We start from the raw sequence: 17,642 nt of genomic DNA, 5'->3' as shown, positions 1-17,642 counted from the left end.
GGCGCCGGCCCGGCCCGGGGGCCCCCCGCGGGGGGGGGGCGCGGCGCCCGCCGCGCCGCGCCCCGCCCCCCCCCCCCCCCCCCCCCCCCCCCCGCCGCCGTCAGGTCGCGGGGGTGACGGCCACCTCCAGGTGGTCGAGACCGCGCAATCCGTTGTTGATCATCGGACGGCGTCCGAGTATCTCGAAGCCGGCGACCCGATCGGCGAGCCTTTCCAGCAGCGCCGTCATCTCCAGTCGGGCGAGATGCATTCCGACGCACACGTGCTCTCCCCGTCCGAAGGCGAGATGGTCCGAGGGGCGACGGGTGATGTCGAAGCGCGCCGGGTCCGGGTAGTGCCGCTCGTCGCGGTTGGCGGAGGCGTAGAGCAGCGCGACTCGTGAGCCGGCGGCCAGCGGAACCCCGCCGATCTCGTGGTCCTCGGTGAGTACCCGGCTGAACTGGGGCGCCGGGGTCTCCAACCGCAGCGACTCGTTGATCGCGTGCGGGATCAACGAGCGGTCCGCGCGCATCAGATCCCACTGGTCCGGGTTCTGGGCGAACAACGCGATCGTGTTGGTGATCGCGAGAATGGTCGTGTCCAGGCTGGGAGTGACGTAGTCGAGCATCATCACCGGGCACTTCTCGCGCGGGATCTCGCCCCGGTCCGCGGCCTCGTAGAGCTGAGCCGCCCAGCCGTCGGGGGCGATCTTCCCCGGCACCGCGTCATGCGTGGCGAACGCCATGAACTCCTCGACGACCGGCCCCGCCGCGGCTGCCCGCTCGTCGGCGGGCCCCTGGGTGTTCCAGATGGCCGCGGCCCACTCCAGCATCTTCTCCCGCCCGTGGTCGGGGAGACCGACCAGGTCCGACACCACGGTCATGGGCAGATACTCCGCCAGTTCGGTGACGACCTCGAACCGGCGCCTGTCGACCAGCCGCTCGACGACCCGGTCGGCCTCGGCCTCGATCCGCGGGGTCACCTCACGCATCCGCTCCGGCCGCAGTGGCCTCCCCAGCACCGAGCGCATCGCCGTGTGCTCGGGGGGATCACTGCACAGCGTGATCCCCTCCAGCTGGGCGTTCACGTCCGGATCGACGAACACCCCCCGCGCCGACGAGAACGTCTGCCAATCCATCAGGGCGGCGCGCACCTCGTCGTAGCGGGACAGCGCGTAGAGGTCGTAGCGGGACAGGTACACCACAGGTCCGAGAGCCCGGAGCCCGGCGTAGATGTCGTACGGGTCGCTGCGCGCCGATTCGGTGTAGAGATCGACGTCACTGGTGGGTACGGGGGACAACGGGCCTCCAGGAGAACGGGTGGAGCGAGTACGGCGACAACCGATGTGCCGGTGCCGCGAGGAAGGGAGAGCCGAAAGCGCCCGCACGGGCCGGCGCGGGGCCGGGGCCGGGACGGCCGGACGCGCCCGGCCTTGGTCAACCGCCCTCGGTGACGGGTGTGGGTGTCCCGTACGGCAATCGGCCCGCGAAGTCCAGCGACCGGTCCGGCCCTGGGCCCACCCGAAAGGGCGCCCGTGGAAAGACCCTCCCGCGACGGGCGATTCCTTCGCGTCGGCAACAACTACGTACCCCTGCCTACGTGGAGGCCCGTCCGGCACGGCGAGTCCGCGGGTCGCGTGCGAACGGGGCAGGCGTCCCATCGGGTACCGCGCCTTGAGGTCGGGTACGGCAGCGCCGTACAGGGTGGCCGCATCCCTGGATACGGGACCGGGATGCGGTTCGTTCTGCTGACGATTGCCGACAGAGCCGTATCGGCCGACCAGCCGGTCTACGCAATTTACGCCGACGCGAAGGCGCCCTCCGGCGCGCGACGGTGTCCCCATGAAACGACGCACAGCACTGAAGGCCCTCGGCATGGGAATCGGGGGCTCAGTGGTCCTCGCCGGCGGTGGTTTCGGTGTCTACTACGCCGCGGCGAAGCAGAACACGGTCGGCGAGGTCGCCTTCGACAAGGCCCTGTCGATCCCGCCGCCGGCGGAGTCGAAAATCAACGCTTCGGGTGCCCGGGTCTTCTCGCTCGGCATCCGGTCGGGCAGGACCCGGTTCAAGGCCGGCTCGGCCACCCGTACCTGGGGCGTGAACGGTACGTACCTCGGTCCGACGATCCGCGCGCGGCGTGGCGAACGGGTCGAGTTCGCCGTGGACAACGGACTGGACCGGGACACCTCGCTCCACTGGCACGGGATGCACCTGCCCGCTGCCATGGACGGCGGACCGCACCAGGTCGTCCCGGCCGGAGAGACCTGGCGACCGCGGTGGACGATCGACCAGCCCGCCGCGACGCTCTGGTACCACCCGCACGTACACGGTGCGACCGCCGACCACCTGTACCGGGGCCTGGGCGGGCTGTTCATCGTCGACGACGAGGCCACCGAGGGATCGAAGCTGCCGTCCGAGTACGGCGTCGACGACATCCCGATGATCGTGCAGGACCGTGCGTTCGACGGGGACAACCAGTTCGAGGAGCGGGTACCGCTGGGCGGCTCGCTGGGCGTCATAGGTGACGAGGTGCTCGTCAACGGCACGATCGGTCCGTACGTCGACGTGACGACCGAACTCGTAAGGCTGCGGCTGCTGAACGGCTCCAACGCCCGCCTGTACAACTTCGGGTTCTCCGACGACCGGACGTTCTCGCTCGTCGCCACCGACGGAGGACTGCTCGCCAGACCGTGGAACACCGAGCGCCTGTACCTCTCGCCGGGTGAACGCGCCGAGATCGTGGTCGCGTTCAAGCCGGGAGAGCGGGTCGAGCTGCGTTCCCACCCGTCCGAGTACGGCGGCACCCTGGGGCGGATCGACGGCTTCGACGACCGTCTCGACATCTGCCAGTTCCGGGCCGCGGCGACCCTGTCCGACGGCGCCGAAATCCCTGCCTCGCTCGGCGTCGCGCCGGACCTCGCCGGCGAAAAAGCCGCACGGGAACGCTCCTTCGTGCTCGCGTCGGACCAGATCAACAGCCGGTCGATGGCGATGGACCGTATCGACTTCGGTGTCCGCGAGGGCACCGTCGAGGTGTGGGACGTGGTCAACGACAACGGTTTCCTGCACAACTTCCACGTCCACGATGTGCAGTTCCAGGTACTCACGGTGGGCGGCGGGAAGCCGCGCCCCCACCTGCGCGGCTGGAAGGACACCGTCCTGCTGGCCCCGGGAGAGCACTACCGGCTGGCGATGCGCTTCCGCGGTCACACCGACCCGAATACGCCGTACATGTACCACTGCCATCTGCTCCAGCACGAGGACAACGGAATGATGGGTCAGTTCGTCGTCCTGGGCGAAGGCGAGAAGGTCGGCGTCGTGCCGCGGCAACACGACCACCCCTGAGATCTCCACCCCCAACAAGTCTCCACCCCTACAAGAAACAAGGAACAAGGAACTCCATGCACGTCTCCACCTCCCCTCGCCGCCCCGCCAAGAAGGCCGCCGCCGCGATCGCCGCGGCCGTCAGCCTGGCCATCGCCCTCAGCGGCTGCGGCTCCGGCGACGACTCCGACGACAAGGCCGAGGACAGCAAGACCCCCGCCACATCGGCCACCGCGTCCGCCACCGGATCGACCGGACAGGCCGAACAAGCCGAACAGGCCGGGCAGGCCGACGACAGCCAGTGCGGCGGGAAGAGCACCGACCCCAAGGCGGCCCTCACCCGCTCCTCCGACATCGACATCGACGCGCCCGTCGAACGGGTCTGGGACGTGCACACCGACGTCGAGAAGTGGAAGGAGTGGCAGGACGCGGTGCTGACCATCGAGCGCCTCGACTCCGGCGACTTCTCCTCCACCTCCAAGTTCCGGTGGACAACTCCCGTGCCCAAGTCGGACTTCGCTCCGGCGGACACTCTGGCGATCACCTCAAGCGTCAAGCACATGGAGTCGGGCGCCTGCGTGATCTGGGACGGGCCCGCGAAGGGCAAGGCGATCACCATCGACAAGGGAACGCACCTCTGGGTCTTCACGAAGACCGCCAAGGGCACCCGCGTACACACCCAGGAGTCCTGGGACGCCCCGCTGCTGGACTCCTTGCAAGGGGCTGACCGCGAGGCCGTCGCCGACATGCTCGGTGGAGGGCTGGACGTCTGGCTCAAGGAACTGAAGGCCGAAGCCGAGGCCCCGGCGAGCTGACGACCGTACACGGCGCCGCCGTACACGGCGCCGCCGTACACGGCGACTCGTGTACGGCGGGGTCGGGTCCCGCGGAGTCGTGTACGGCGGCGCGGGCGACGCCCCGGTCCGGCTCGGTGAACTACGCGCGGTAGCGTACGCGCTGTGCAAATCTTGGCTCCAACTCGTGGTCCGCTGCTCGGCAGGCAGTACGAGACACAGCGCCTGAGCGAACTGATCGGCGCGGCACGGGCGGGCCGGGGCGGCGCTCTGGTCCTGCGTGGTGAGGCGGGGATCGGCAAGAGCGCGTTGCTGGAGTACGCGAAAGAGGCCGCGTCCGGGTTCCGCGTACTGCGCGCGGGCGGCTCCCAGCTTGAGGCGGAGCTGCCGTTCGCCGGACTGCACCAGCTCTGCCTGCCGGTGCTGGGGCATCTGACCGAACTGCCCGACGAGCAGCGCCAGGCGCTCCGCGTCGCCTTCGGCCTGGCGTCCGGGAAACCGGATGTGTTCCGGGTTGGCCTGGCGACCCTGGGGCTGCTGACGGCGGCGGCCCAGGAGCGCCCGGTGCTCTGCGTGGTCGATGACGCGCACTGGCTCGACGCGGCCTCGTCGGGGGCGCTGGCCTTCCTCGCCCGTCGCGTCTCCGTCGAGTCGGTCGCCATCCTCCTCGCCGTCCGACTGCCGTGCGAGGCAAGCGAGTTGGACGCCCTGCCGGCCCTGAACGTCGAGGGGCTGAGCGACGCCGACGCACGGGCGCTGCTCGCCGCGCGGAGTCACGAGACACTCGACGAACAGGTGCGTGACCGGCTCGTGGCAGAGGCTCGGGGCAACCCACTGGCTCTGGTCGCCCTGCCCAGGGCCGGTGGGTTCGCCCCACCACGACCTACCTCGGTGCCGACGCGGATCGCGCACGAGTTCCGGACGATGCTCACCGGTCTGCCCGCACACGCGCGGCTCCTGCTCACGATCGCCGGCGCCGACCCGACCGGCGACCCCGGGCTGCTCTGGCCCGCCGCGCGCCAACTGGACATCGACCTGTCGACCGCCGGCGCGGCGGCCACCGCCACCGGACTGGTCGAGTTCGGCACCCGCGTGCACTTCTACCACCCCCTGGCGCGGGCCGCGGCCTACGACGCCGCCTCGGCGGGCGAGCGGCAGCTGGCCCATCGCGTACTCGCCGAAGTCACCGACCCGGTCGCCGACCCCGACCGGCGCGCATGGCATCGCGCCCAGGCCGCCACCGCCCCCGACGAGGATGTCGCCGCCGACCTGGAGCGCTCGGCGTCCCGCGCCCAGGCACGTGGTGGTGCGGTGGCCACAGCCGCCTTCCTCGAACGCGCGGCGGAGCTGTCGCTCGACCCCGCACGGCGGACCGAACGGACCCTCGCGGCCACACGCGCCCACCTCGACGCGGGCTCCACCGACAAGGCGGCCATGCTGCTCAAGACGGCCGAGAACGCACGGCTGGACACCTTCCAGCAGGCGGAGACCGACCTGCTGCGGGGCCGGATAGCCCTGGTCCGGGTGGACGACAGTGAGGGCCCGGAGTGGATGCTGCGCGCCGCGCGGCGGCTCGCGTCCGTCGACGTCGAGCGCTCCCGGGAGAGTTATCTGGAGGCGTTCGAGACGAGTCTGCTCGTCGGACGCGCGAACGGTGTGATGGACCTGGTCCTCGCCGAAGCGAAGTCCGCACCGGCGCACCCACCGGACGTCCTCGACGCACTGGACACGCTGGCCACGGACGGGCACCGGGCGGCCATACCCCTGATCCTGGAGGCCCTCGACGGGTCGAAGGGGCCCCTGTGGACCCGGCACCCCGCACTCGCGATCATTCTCGCGGCGGAGTTCTGGGACCCGCACACCCATATGCGGATCATCGAGTGGCTGCTGAAGTCCGGCCGTGAGTCGGGATCGCCGCTCGTCCTGAGGCTCGGTCTCGCGCAGGCCGCGTCCGCCGCCGCGCTCACCGGCGACCTCGACAGAGCGATGACCGCGATCGCCGAGGAGGAGGCGATCGCGGACGCGACCGGTGCGCCTCAAGTCATGTACCACCGGTTGCAGTTGGCCGCGATGCGCGGACGCCGCGAGGAGGCGTCCGCGCTGTTCGAAGCCGTCATGGCGACGGCGACGGCCACCGGACAGGTGGTCTCCAACGTCCACTGGGCGCGCGCCGTGCTCAACAACGGCCTGGCGGACTACCCGGCGGCACTGGACGCCGCACGGCTTGCCACCGCCGACGGGGAGCTGTTCACCGCGGGTTTCACGTTGCCGGAGCTGGTGGAGGCCGCCGTACGCTGCGGCGAGCACGCCGCCGCCGAGTCCGCGCTGGAGGAGCTGACCGAACGCACCCAGGCGTGCGCAACCTCCTCGGGCCTGGGGATCGCCGCCTACGCGCGAGCGCTGGTGACGGGAGCGGAGAACGACTACCAGGAATCAATCGCCCACCTCACCAACACACCGATGCTCCCGTACCGCGCCAGGGCCCACCTCCTGTACGGGGAATGGCTGCGACGGCGGGGCCGCAGACAGGACTGCCGACCCCATCTGCGCACCGCGCACGAGCTGTTCACCGGCGCCGGGATCGAGGGGTTCGGCCGGCGCGCGGCCGACGAGCTGCGCGCCACGGGCGAGATCGCACGCAGCCGCACCGATCACGCCCGCGACCAACTCACCATGCAGGAGCTGCACATAGCGCGGCTGGTCGCCACCGGCGCGACGTCGAAAGAGGTGGCCGCCCGGCTGTTCCTCAGCCCCCGAACCGTGGAAGCCCACCTGCGCAACATCTACCGCAAGCTGGGAATCAACTCCCGCAGACAACTCCGCGACCGGCCGGACCTGCGGCCCGCCGACTAGGAACTGTCCGCTCTGCCGGAGGAGTTGTACAGCGGCGCCGCCGATCAGCTGTCCGGCGATACCGGCCGGATCTTCGACGCCGTGACCGACTGCCCCGCGTAGCGACCGGCACGACGTGATCGCTGGGCGACGCGAGCGCGGTGCACCGGTCGCCGTCGTCCGGCATCATGGGATACGGCAGTCGAGTTCCCCTCCGGGGGACGGGAGTTGGGGGAAGCGTGGACGCTCTGACCGTCGCGAACGAGATCACTCCGTACGTCGCGGCAGCCGTCGGCGCGTACGGGACCGCCGTGCTGACCCGGGCCACCGACGCCGGCGCGGATGCCACCGTCGGCCTCGGGCAGCGCATCCTTCAGCGGATCCGGAGCGGCAGGGAAGGCTCCGCCGAGCTGGAGCGGCTGGACCAGGCCGTCGAGGAGGTCGCCGAGGCTCCCGGGGACGAGGACTTCCGGGCGGCGCTTCGCGCGCAGTTCAAGCGCGTCCTGCTGGCGGATCCCGAACTGGCCGCCGAGATCGCGCAGTTGCTGCCGTCGCGGTCGGATGTCCACCTCACCGCGTCCGGCGAGGGTTCGATCGCCGTGCAGAACAACTCCGGTGTCGTCAGTTCTGGGGGCGATGCCAGGATTCAGTGGCGCACGACATGAGCGGAGCGTCCCTGGAGGCGTCCGGCGAGCGGTCCGCCGCCGTCCACAGCAACGCGGGGATCATCAGTACGGGGCCCGGCACCACGTTCTACACCGCGCCCGCCGTGCGCCTGCCGCCCGCCCAGACCGTCGCCGGTCCGCGTGGGCCGTACAACCACAATCTGCCGCGTCCGCCCAACGCGCTGTTCGTCGGCAGGGACGACGACCTGAAGCGACTCGGTACGGCGCTGGCCGCCCAGAGACCGCTCAGTACACAGATCGTCGTCGGGCTCGGGGGCGTCGGCAAGACAAGTCTGACGCTCCAGTACGCGCACCGTCACCGTGCCCGGTACACCACCGTGTGGTGGATCACCGCCGACAGCCCGGACGCCATCACGGCGGGCCTCGCCGCGCTGACCAGTCGTCTGCTGCCCGATCTCGCGGCCCCGGCGACCACCAACGCGCTGGCGGAGTGGGCGATCACCTGGTTCCAGACACATCCCGGGTGGCTCGTCGTCTTCGACAACGCCGACGACCCGAGCCATCTCGCGCCCATCATCGGCCAGCTCGACACGGGCCATCACCTGATCACCAGCCGCCGCACGGCCGGCTGGCACCACCTCGCGCACCCGGTGCGGCTCGACACGCTCCACCCCGACGACGCGGCCGAGTTGCTGACCCGTACCGCCGGGCCGTACGCCACGGTCGAGTCGCGGGACGCCGCCGCACTCGCGGCCGAGCTGGGCCATCTGCCGCTCGCACTCGAACAGGCCGGCGCCTACATCAACAACCACGGCATCAGCTGCGGCGCGTACCTGGAGCGGCTACGCCGCTACCCGGCCCGGATGTTCGCCACCGCGTACGCCGGCAGCACCGACCGGCGCACCATCGCGCGGGTCTGGCGCGTCACGCTCAGCACCATCGCCGACCGGGACCCGCTCGCGGCGGAGATCCTGTCCACCCTGGCCTGGCTCGCTCCCGACCGGCTGCCGCAGGACCTGCTCGCCGGTTTCGGCGATCCGCTCGCCGTCGACGACGCCCTGGCGCTCCTCGCCGGATACAGCATGATCACGAAAATGCCGCCGCACCTGCGGGTGCACCGGCTCGTCCAGGCCGTGGCACGCACCGCCGACCCGGCCGACCCGCTCCGTACGGAGGAGGCGATCCTCGCCGCCCGTGAGCGGGCGGCCCGCGTCCTGCTCGACGGGCTGCCCGAGGGCGCGTCGATCGAGGTCCCGCAGTGGACGCGCTGGCGGAGCCTGCGTCCCCACATCGAGGCGTTCATGGAGCTGACGCCGCCCGCCGGCGACACCGCCGACGTGGTGAGACTGCTGCACGCGCTCTCGCGTTTCCTGCTGGACCAGGGGCACGTCGCGCAGGCCGCCGCATGCAGCGAACGTGCCCTCGCCGGCGGTGAGCGCCTGCTGGGTGCCGACAACCCCGACACCCTCACCTCGCGCAACCATCTGGGAAACATCTACCGGGCCGCCGGCGACCTCGGCCGGGCGATCCCTCTGTACGAGAGCACCGTCGCCGACCGCGAACGTGTCCTCGGCCCCGACCACCCCGACACTCTCTCGACGCGCAACTACCTCGCGAACGCCTACCGCGACTCGGGACGCGTCACGTGGTCGATCCCGCTGTACGAACGCACCCTGGCCGACCGCGAACGTGTCCTCGGCCCCGACCATATGGACACCTTCCTGTCCCGGAACAACCTGGCGAGCGGCTACCGGGACGCGGGCGACCTCAGGCGCGCCGTCCCCCTCTTCGAGGCCACGAGCGCCGACGCCGAGCGCGTACTGGGCGACAACCACCCCCGTACACTCCTCTTCCGCAACAACCTCGCCACCGCGTACGAGGCGGCGGGCGACCTGGAGCGCGCCCTGCCGCTGTACGAGCGGACGGTGGCCGACCGCGAGCAGCAGCTCGGCAGCGCGCACCCCGACACCCTCACCTCGCGCAACAACCTGGCAGGCGCCTTGCAGGAGAGGGGCGCTTCCGGCCTGGACCGGGCCGTCGGACTGTACGAGCGGACACTGGCCGAGTCCGAGCTCGTCCTCGGCCCCGAGCACCCGCGCACACTTCTCGTACGCAACAACCTGGCCGACGCCCTGTCGCAGAGCGGGGAGTACGAACGGGCCGTGGCGACCTGGGAGTCGGTCCTCGCCGACTCGGAACGCGTCCTCGGCGCGGACCACCCGGACACCCTCCTGGTGCGCGGCAATCTGGCGGCCGGGCTGCTGGAGAGGAGCGAGACGGGCGCGGCCGGCGGCGGGGAGGCCGACGGCGACGCCGATCGCGAACGGGCCGTCGCACTCTGGGAATCCGTGATCGGCGACGCCCGACGGGTCCTGGGGGACCATCACCCGGACACCCTGCTGGCCCGGAGCAACCTGGCCCGCGCGCACCGCTCGGCCGAAGCGACGGAGCGCGTTCTGGCCGACTGCGTAAGGGTCCTCAGCCCCGGCCACCCCCGCACCCTCACCACCCGCCGCGACCTGGCAAGGGCCCACCGGGCTGCGGGCGCCCTGCCCGAGGCGATCGCCGTGTGCGAGCAAGCGGTGCGCGACAGCGCGCGGGAGCTGGGCGACGACCACCGGCTCACCCTGACCATGCGGGATGAACTGGCCTCCTTGCGAAGGAAGTTGGTGACCATGGCGACCCCGTACGGCCCCGGGGCGTCATACCGGGTCGAATGGACAGCAGATTGATCAACCGGAGCGGGGGCCCCCGGCGAGGACGCGGGCGGCGGTGACGGCCGAGTGCGGGACCGCGGTGATCGCCCGGACCAGCGGCAGGGATGCGAAGGAGTCGCGCAGGATGTCGCCAAGAGGCCGGCCTCGACCACGGCGCGGGCGGCGAGTGATCTGCCGACGGCCGTGAGGATGAATCGCCGCCGGGCGGTCGAGGCCGAGCACTTCGCGCCTGAGGGCCTACACCGTGCCCGGCCTCCCCGGCCGCATCGTCATTCCCACGGAATGCTCGACGCCCTCGACGCCGTCGACCACAAGATCACCGTGGCCCACGAGCAGGCTCACCTGAACCACCACCACTACGCGCTCGTCACGCTCGCGCAACTGTCCGCCGCCGCCAACCCGCTCCTACGGCCGTTGGCCACGGCGGTCGCGTTCACCGTCGAACGCCGGGCCGACGAGGAGCGGCCCACAGCATCGGAGACCGGCGCACCGTCGCCGAAACCGTGACCAAAGCCGCCGTCGCCACCAGGCGCACCCGCACAGACACCTGCCCGGCCCCGCGCTGGGTGTCCTCGGATCCCGCCCCGGCCCGGGCGCCGGCCCCAGCCTCCTCCCGCAACACGGCCAAGCGATGCGCATCGGAGTTGAGAGCTTGGCGGCGGGGCAGCCTCGGGTCGTTGCGGTACCGGCGGGCGCCGGGCGAGGCCGTAGCCACGGCGCCGACGGTGTGCGACTGCGCGCCGTCGGCCGGCCCCGCACCCGCGTACGCGCAGGCCCGCGCTGACGGGCCCGGCGTCACGTGCCGGTGAGCTTGTCGAGGTTGGGGGCGTAGACGGTCATCCAGTGCGGGTTCAGCCGGTAGTAGACAACCTCGCGGTTCCAGTCGAAGGCGTCGCCGTCGCCGTAGAAGTCCTTCAAGTAGGCGAGGAGTTCCTGCCAGACGGCCGTGGTCTCGGCGTCCTCGGGGTTCATCTCCTCCACCGTGCCGTGGGTGAACACGCCGAGGTCCTCGCCGCGCATGTGCGCGACGCTGGCGGCCGGACGGGCCGCGAGATGACGGGCCTTGGCGGCGCTGCGCGCCGTGCCGAAGTGCCACCGGCCGTGCAGGAAGTGCCCGTCGGCGCCGCTGATCCGCGGTTCGCCCTTCGCGCTCACCGTGGAGAGGGCGAGCGTGCACATGCCGGTGAGGACCCCGGTGAGCTGCGTCGCCGAAATGGTGTGGCCCTCGACGATCGAGCGGAGGTGTGGGGTCGAGCCGGAGAGGGAGGAGTCGAGGAGGGACTGGAGCTTGTCGAGTTCCTCTGGGGTTTCACGCATACGTCCATCGTCGGCCGTAAACCCGACACCCTCTGTCGTCATTGGCTCGGCGAGCCAGCCCTCGAAGAAGAGTTCGCTGTCCTCCTCGAAGATCCCCATCTCCTCCAGGACCGTGACGACGTGGCGGACCGGGAGGACGCGGGACCGGAGCGGGGTTGAAGATCTCGCTGACCTGCATCTGTGATCTGGCAGGAGAAGACTCTGGCACAGGCTAGGAGTCCGCCGAATGCCTCGGCGAGACAGCCGGCCTCCGCGAAGTCAGCGATGAGCCGCGCGAGTTCCTCCCGGGGGTACCGGGAGGCGATTCCTGGGGTGGGACGTGTCCATAGCTACCGCTCCCTCGCGCGGTCAGCCGAGCGGCGGACCTCACGTACCCGGAGCCGGCCGCGCCCCTGTCGCTCCGTTTCATGAGCACGGCCCGAGCGGGAGGCTGTCCTGGTCGCCCGCTCGGGCCGTACGCGAGAACCGCTCGGCCTCCGACGGAGAGCGCGCGGAAAGCGTGAATCAGTCGGTGAGGGCGTCCTTCGCCTTCTCCTTGGCCTGCCGCGCGTCACCCTTGGCCTCCTCGGCACGCCCCTTCGCGGTCAGTTTCTCGTTACCCACGGTGCGACCGGCGGCCTTCTTGACCTTGCCCTTGGCCTGCTCGGTCTTGGCCTTGCTCTTCTCATCAGCAGACATCTCGCACATCCCACTCATGTCGGTGAAACTGTCCCTAACCATGTATCCGCGCCAGCGATACGCAAACGTGAACCCACCCCGGAGGGGTCGCAGAGAGAAAGACGGCGGGCCATGGCGTAGCCCCGGGCGCTCCGCGGCCCCCGCGTGAAAGAGCCACGCATGAACTCGGCGAAGGCGGGCACAAGCCGTAGCGGATCCGGTGCCCACCGCTGAGATCGGACCCGGCCGCCCCACTTCCAGGGGCTGTGCCGCGAGTCGGGCACCGAGGACGACAGGACATCCGCAACGGCGCGGAACGGACCTGTCCGCCTTGTTGACGAGAACACATCACGAGGAAGGCACCTGCCCATGCACTCGCAGGCCGTAGCAGCTTCATCGAAGGTCTTCACGTTCGACCGGATGCTTGAGACCGTGCGCTACGAAGGTGCCTACCCCACCCGTGCGCGGGCCGAGGAGTCGGTGACCTGTGTACTGACGGCTTTTGGACGGCAACTGCCAGATGGTGAACGAGCCCTTCTGGCCGCTCAACTGCCCGCCGAGGCCGCTCAACTGCTCATCGCCGCCGTCCCGGGCGAGCCGCTGACCGGCCAGGAGTTCGTACAGGAGCTGACCGTCCGCACCGGTGGAACGCCGGCCACCACACGCTGGGACACCAGCACGGTCCTCACCCTCGTCGGACAACTCGCCGGGAGCGATGTCCTCACCCGGGTTCTCACACAGCTTCCGCCGGGTTACGCCCTCCTCTTCGGCCGCGCCGAACTCGCTCAGGTCGCACGCCTGAAGCGCGAGGACACAGCGCTACCAACCGCTCACGCTCACCGGACCCCGCGCATGACGCTGAAGTCCACGTCGCCGAACCTGGGCCCGAAAATCGCGACGGCGGGGCTGTAGGTCCAGCGAAAGGCCGCGCAACGGCGTGCATGCCGTCCACCGTCCCGGCGTTCTGGTGTGTGTACACAGCGGTCAGCTCTTCCTCTGTTACGGCGAGCGTGCGGGCCAGGTCGGCGACCATTTCGGGACTCGGGCCGACGGAGAAGGTGCGCGCCGCCAACGTCGCTGTCGCCGCCCTCTCGGCCAAGGTGAACCAAAGAGCTGGACCTGCTCGCCGAGCTGTCCGACGGCAGCACGGACGGCGCGACGCCGATGGCGCCCCGGTGTCAGCGATCCGCTGACGGCCGCTCAGGGGCGACGGGATCCGGGTGCCCGCGCATGCGGGAGCGACGGGCACCCGGCCAGTTCGGCCGGAAGCCGGGCGGAGGGCCGGTGTCGTACCTCGGTGGTACACATGTTCCATGAGCCAGTTCCGCGACTTCAACCTCAAGCTGCTCGTCATCGAGGAGCTCATGTACGGCCCTGAGCCGCTCCTCCCCGTCTACGACCTGCCCGTGCGGCTGGCTGGGCGGGGCATCGGCGATCCCGCGTCCTACGTCCTGGAGAACGGCCTCCACGCGGAGGTGCTGCCGGAGTCCCAGGCCTATTTCGAGGCCCTGGAGATCCCGGCCGAGCTGCTCGCCCGCGTCGAGGAGCTGTGCTTCGACGCCGGGGCGAACGTCTTCCAGCACTGCGCCCCCGCCTGGGACGGCGAGGACGATCTGTTCGACGTCCGCTCGCTCGATGACCTCGACCTCCTGCCCAACCTGCGGGAGGTCACCTTCGTGGAGGACGGCGTCCTGGCGGTGCCGGACGCGGCGAAGGTCTTCGCCGCACGCGGAATCGACACCGACTGAGCCCCGTTCCGTCGCTGACGAACCGACACCAGTTGGTGTCGGCCTGGCCGGGACCAGCCCCGCGCCCGCGGGGATGGTCCCCTGGCCAAGAAGGACGGCACCCGGGATCTGAGCACCAAGGAACTGGGCCGCCGACTCGCGCTCTACGGCTTGACGGCCTGCATCGGCCCCAGTACGCGCGGCGTTCAACGCCCTCTACTTCCACCCCGCTGGTGAGCTTGTCGTTAATCTCGTCTCCGTTGGGGGTGGAGATGGAGCAGGCGGTTTTCGAGTCCGTCAGGTACTCCGCCGAGTGCCAGGACTGCGGTGCGGAGCTGGAGTGCCGGGGAGTTCAGGCACTGGTGGACCGTCGGTTGCGATGGGATGTTGAGTCAACCTGTTGCGCCTGTGGATTTGCGGTAGCCGTATGCGGTGGCGACATGCCGGCCGAACGGCGGGATCAGATGGTCTCCGAGCATGGATCCGCGAGACTCCAGGTGAGTAGTCCGCCGACGAAGAGCGTCGCAATCATGCGCGTGCTGCGGGCAGAGCTCGGCATTGACCTGAAGAACGCCAAGGCTGTGCTGCGCCGTGTACTGGACGGTGATTACTCAGGAACGCTGCCCGAGATGGAACACCTGGCCCGGACGCTTCGGGAGGTCGGCATCGCCGCTACCGCAACTCGCCCTTAAGGCGTCTGATCTGGCAGCTCCGTGACGGTTCGCCTGGGCTTGGCGCCCTTCTTGCGGTGAGCGGGCCGGCTGTCTGCCTGGCCGGTGGCGAGGATTCGGCCCACGTCGTGACGGGCGGCCGTGCGGTGATTTTCCGAGATGCTGCGCGGTTCGTCGGGCGCCAAGACCTTCGACCAAGCGTGTGCCGACTCCACGAGAGAATCTCTGGCTCCGTGTTCGGCGGCCAGCACCACGCGGTCGGGGCGCAGCAGAGCCGTGCCCGCGCGCAGCCACGTGGCCAGGGCGCCTGTCGTGTCAACGACGCTCGCGGGGTTCGTTGCCGTGCCGGTGCCGGCGGCGGGTTCGCTGCCGGGGGGCAGCACGGTGACGATGCGGGCGGGCAGGGCCTGTGCCAGGCGCTTCTCCGCAGGGGTGAGAGCACGGCAGGTGAGGAGGGCGAAGCTGTCTCCCAGGAGGTCGTCGAGGCGTGCGAGGCGGCCCGCGGAGGTGCGCACCTGCGGTTGGGGGCCGAGTTCGCCCGGTCGGGGCCCCTGACCAGGCAGGCGGGCGAGGCTGAGGTGTCGGCTGGTGAGGGCTCCTCCGCGCAGGGCGGGACTGAGGGTGGCCAAGGCGGCCTGCGTGAGCAGCCCGGTGTGCCGGCCGACGGCGAGCCCCGCTCGGCGAGAGACCCGGGCCACGGGGTGGGCGCTGGTCATCGCCCGGCCGATACGGACCGCGGTTCTCACCAGATGGACCGCGTGGGGCCGTCGTTCAGTTTCGTAGGTGTCGAGGAGGGACTCTGAACTCTGCCCCTTGAGGACTCGGGCGAGTTTCCAGGTGAGGTTGTGAGCGTCGCGAAGGCCCGCCCCGAGGCCCTGACCGATGAAGGGCGGGGTGAGGTGGGCGGCGTCGCCGAGAAGGAAGACGCGGTCCTGGCGCCAGCGGTCGGCGACCTGTGCACGGAAGGTGTACCGCGCCACACGGACCACCTCCAGCTGATGCTTCGGGATGGATCCCGTCCATGGCGACAAGAGTTGCAGAGTGCGGGAGCGATCGGTCGTCGCCGCCTCGGCGGCCTGGTCGTTGAGGCGGAATTCCCAGCGGTAGCGGTCTTCGCCTATGCGCATGTAGGTGGCGGGCTGCGCCGGATCGCAGACCTGGTGGACTCCTTCCCATGCGGGGAGCGGGACCGGACAGCGGACGTCGACGACGAACCAGTGCTGCGGTCTGCTCAGGACCTGCTGGCCTGAGCCGATGGCCTGGCGGGTCAGACTCGCGGCGCCGTCACACCCCAGGACGGCCGCCGCGCGCACAGTGCGCTCCGTGCCGGTGGTGAGGTCCTGCACGCGTACAGCTGTCGGCATGCCCGCGCCGGGGGCCGGGAGGGTCAGTCCGAGAATCTCGGTGTCGCCATGCAGGCTCACCAAGGGTTGCTGCTCGAGGAGGTCGCGGAGGATGTGTTCGAGTTCGGGCTGGTCGAACATGTTGGCCTGAGGGAAGCCGTGGGCTCCCAGGGGTGCGTCGCGCAGGAAGCGTGCCAGGACGCGGTGCTGGGAGTCGACGAGCTGCATGCCGAGGGATGGCCGGCTGCGGGCAGCGAACGCGTCGGCGGCTTCGACAGCCTGGAGGATCCGCATGACTTCGTCGTCCACGTGGACGGCGCGGGGCAGCGGGTAGGGGGCCGGGTGACGTTCGAAGACCTGGCACGGCACCCCGTACCGTGCGAGCAGGAGAGCCGCGATCAGGCCGACGGGGCCCGCCCCCAGCACAGCGACGGGTGTGATGCCGCTGTCACCGGGCCCTCCCGGGCAGGACGCTTGGTGTTTCTGACCGGGGGCGGGGGTCATGACTTCATGGCTTTCATCAGTGCGGTCAGGCGAGCCGGGTCGAGTTCGTTGTCCTCGCGCAGCGCGCCCAGCACGGTGCGCAGGAGGGCCGGTGAGGGGGTGGCGCCGAGGAAGTCGCGGGTGGCCGGGGGTCCCCACTGGGCGAGTCCGGAGGCGGACATGGCCGCCCATCCCGGTTCGAGGGTGTGGTCGAACAGGTCGCCGTCGGTGAAGTGCTCGACGAGGAAGCGGTCGGGGTCGCGCCAGTAGTCGAAGATCTGGCTGCCCTGGATGTGGCGGCCGATGCCCCAGGAGCGCCGGTAGCCGCGCTGGGCGAGGTACTCGCCGCCGGCGGCGAGGGTGTCGAGGTCGGCGACCTGGTAGGCGGAGTGGACGTAACCGGTGTCGGGGCCCAGGTGCATGGCCAGGGTGTGGTGGTCTGCCGGTCGGCTGCCGCGGTCACAGCGGATGAACGCCATCGTCGGCCCCCGCTGGCGCTGGCCGTCGAGGTAGAGGAAGTCGCTGACGATGAGACCGAGGTGCTGGAGATACCAGTCCAGGGCGCGGCGGAAGACACGGGTGGAGAGCACGACGTGGCCCAGGCGCTCGACGCGGGCCGGCTCGTGTGGCGGCCGCTGGGTCGCGTTGAGGCGGGCAGGCTCAGCGCCCGTGTTCAGCGGCAGCGGCTGCTGGCCGGGCAGGGCGGGATGTTCAGTGACTCCGTGAACCACGCGCACGGGGATACCGGAGGGATCGAGGAGGTCCACGGCGTGGCCCCCGCCGTACTCGGTCGACGCGTGAACGTGCCGACCAGTGGCAGCTGCGAGCCGGTCGAGGTCGGCTCGGTCCGCGGCAAGGAAGACGGGGCCCAGAAAGCGGGAGGCCGGGCCCTTGCGGATGACGAGGCAGTGCGGCCCGGGCAGGGTACCTCGCAGGTACAGGGCGTCGGGGGTGCGGGCGGCGACGGTGAAGCCGAAGTCGCGGGCGAAGGTCTCCGCGCGGTCCAGGTCGGGTTTGACGAACTCCAGCCAGGCGATGTCGACGACCTTGATGACGGGCTGCCGGTCTCGTCCGGGGTGTTCGTCGCGGCGTGCGCCGTCCTGGCTGTGCAGCCCCTGATGTGGGTCAGACGTGGTGGGGATGGTGGAAGACATGGATGGGGCTCCAGGTGTC

At 70.6% G+C, this 17,642-nt stretch carries 13 protein-coding genes and 1 pseudogene; 9 read left to right on the top strand and 5 right to left on the bottom strand.

What is annotated here, in order from left to right; translation table 11 throughout:
- Positions 1-100: 100 nt before the first annotated feature.
- On the bottom strand, positions 101-1,279 hold the full coding sequence (locus ACFYNU_RS35860; protein WP_356592284.1) for a cytochrome P450: 1,179 nt from the start codon (positions 1,277-1,279) through the stop codon (positions 101-103).
- A gap of 541 nt (positions 1,280-1,820) precedes the next feature.
- Between ACFYNU_RS35860 and ACFYNU_RS35855 the strand changes: the two genes are divergently transcribed.
- The 6 genes from ACFYNU_RS35855 (at position 1,821) to ACFYNU_RS35830 (ending at position 10,778) form a co-directional block, all read left to right on the top strand.
- Complete coding sequence (locus ACFYNU_RS35855) at positions 1,821-3,323, top strand: multicopper oxidase domain-containing protein (protein WP_356592286.1); 1,503 nt, start codon at positions 1,821-1,823, stop codon at positions 3,321-3,323.
- Between the two features lie 56 nt (positions 3,324-3,379).
- Positions 3,380-4,117: an SRPBCC family protein gene (locus ACFYNU_RS35850; protein WP_356592288.1), complete on the top strand. Its 738-nt coding sequence runs from the start codon at positions 3,380-3,382 to the stop codon at positions 4,115-4,117.
- 144 nt (positions 4,118-4,261) lie between these two features.
- Complete coding sequence (locus ACFYNU_RS35845) at positions 4,262-6,949, top strand: LuxR family transcriptional regulator (RefSeq protein WP_356592290.1); 2,688 nt, start codon at positions 4,262-4,264, stop codon at positions 6,947-6,949.
- A 218-nt stretch (positions 6,950-7,167) separates the two neighbouring features.
- The gene (locus tag ACFYNU_RS35840) at positions 7,168-7,593 is read left to right on the top strand and encodes a hypothetical protein (RefSeq protein WP_356592292.1); all 426 of its coding nucleotides are present in this window, start codon (positions 7,168-7,170) and stop codon (positions 7,591-7,593) included.
- Positions 7,590-10,286 (top strand): FxSxx-COOH system tetratricopeptide repeat protein, encoded by a 2,697-nt coding sequence (fxsT, locus tag ACFYNU_RS35835; protein ID WP_356592294.1) that lies wholly within the window; start codon positions 7,590-7,592, stop codon positions 10,284-10,286. The genes ACFYNU_RS35840 and fxsT overlap by 4 nt, the downstream gene beginning before the upstream one ends.
- Positions 10,287-10,553: 267 nt before the next feature.
- Positions 10,554-10,778 carry a hypothetical protein gene (locus ACFYNU_RS35830; RefSeq protein WP_356592296.1) on the top strand — a complete coding sequence of 75 codons (225 nt, stop codon included), beginning with the start codon at positions 10,554-10,556 and terminating at the stop codon, positions 10,776-10,778.
- A 288-nt stretch (positions 10,779-11,066) separates the two neighbouring features.
- Here ACFYNU_RS35830 and ACFYNU_RS35825 read toward each other — a convergent pair whose 3' ends face one another.
- Together ACFYNU_RS35825 and ACFYNU_RS35820 are read right to left on the bottom strand one after the other, a co-directional pair.
- Positions 11,067-11,588 carry a pyridoxamine 5'-phosphate oxidase family protein gene (locus tag ACFYNU_RS35825; RefSeq protein ID WP_356592298.1) on the bottom strand — a complete coding sequence of 174 codons (522 nt, stop codon included), beginning with the start codon at positions 11,586-11,588 and terminating at the stop codon, positions 11,067-11,069.
- Positions 11,589-12,092: 504 nt separating this feature from the next.
- Positions 12,093-12,266: a CsbD family protein gene (locus ACFYNU_RS35820; protein ID WP_356592300.1), complete on the bottom strand. Its 174-nt coding sequence runs from the start codon at positions 12,264-12,266 to the stop codon at positions 12,093-12,095.
- A gap of 348 nt (positions 12,267-12,614) precedes the next feature.
- Between ACFYNU_RS35820 and ACFYNU_RS35815 the strand changes: the two are divergent.
- The 3 genes and pseudogenes from ACFYNU_RS35815 to ACFYNU_RS35805 form a co-directional block, all read left to right on the top strand.
- Positions 12,615-13,040, top strand: a pseudogene (locus tag ACFYNU_RS35815) (DUF2267 domain-containing protein); the annotation flags it as partial.
- Positions 13,041-13,558: 518 nt separating this feature from the next.
- Complete coding sequence (locus tag ACFYNU_RS35810; RefSeq protein WP_356592302.1) at positions 13,559-13,993, top strand: DUF6892 domain-containing protein; 435 nt, start codon at positions 13,559-13,561, stop codon at positions 13,991-13,993.
- A gap of 509 nt (positions 13,994-14,502) precedes the next feature.
- Positions 14,503-14,664, top strand: coding sequence for a hypothetical protein (locus ACFYNU_RS35805; protein WP_356592304.1), 162 nt, complete (start codon positions 14,503-14,505; stop codon positions 14,662-14,664).
- Here ACFYNU_RS35805 and ACFYNU_RS35800 read toward each other — a convergent pair.
- Both ACFYNU_RS35800 and ACFYNU_RS35795 read right to left on the bottom strand, forming a co-directional pair.
- Complete coding sequence (locus ACFYNU_RS35800; protein ID WP_356592306.1) at positions 14,661-16,490, bottom strand: bifunctional 3-(3-hydroxy-phenyl)propionate/3-hydroxycinnamic acid hydroxylase; 1,830 nt, start codon at positions 16,488-16,490, stop codon at positions 14,661-14,663. The genes ACFYNU_RS35805 and ACFYNU_RS35800 overlap by 4 nt on opposite strands.
- Positions 16,487-17,623, bottom strand: a complete 1,137-nt coding sequence (locus ACFYNU_RS35795; protein WP_356592308.1) for a VOC family protein — start codon at positions 17,621-17,623, stop codon at positions 16,487-16,489. Before ACFYNU_RS35795 ends, ACFYNU_RS35800 begins: the two co-directional genes overlap by 4 nt.
- Between the last annotated feature and the right edge of the window lie 19 nt (positions 17,624-17,642).

The sequence above is a fragment of the Streptomyces sp. NPDC006643 genome (assembly GCF_042870175.1).
Lineage (GTDB): Bacteria > Actinomycetota > Actinomycetes > Streptomycetales > Streptomycetaceae > Streptomyces.
Note: the sequence above shows the minus strand (reverse complement) of the source record. Positions and strands in the feature narration are given on the sequence as shown.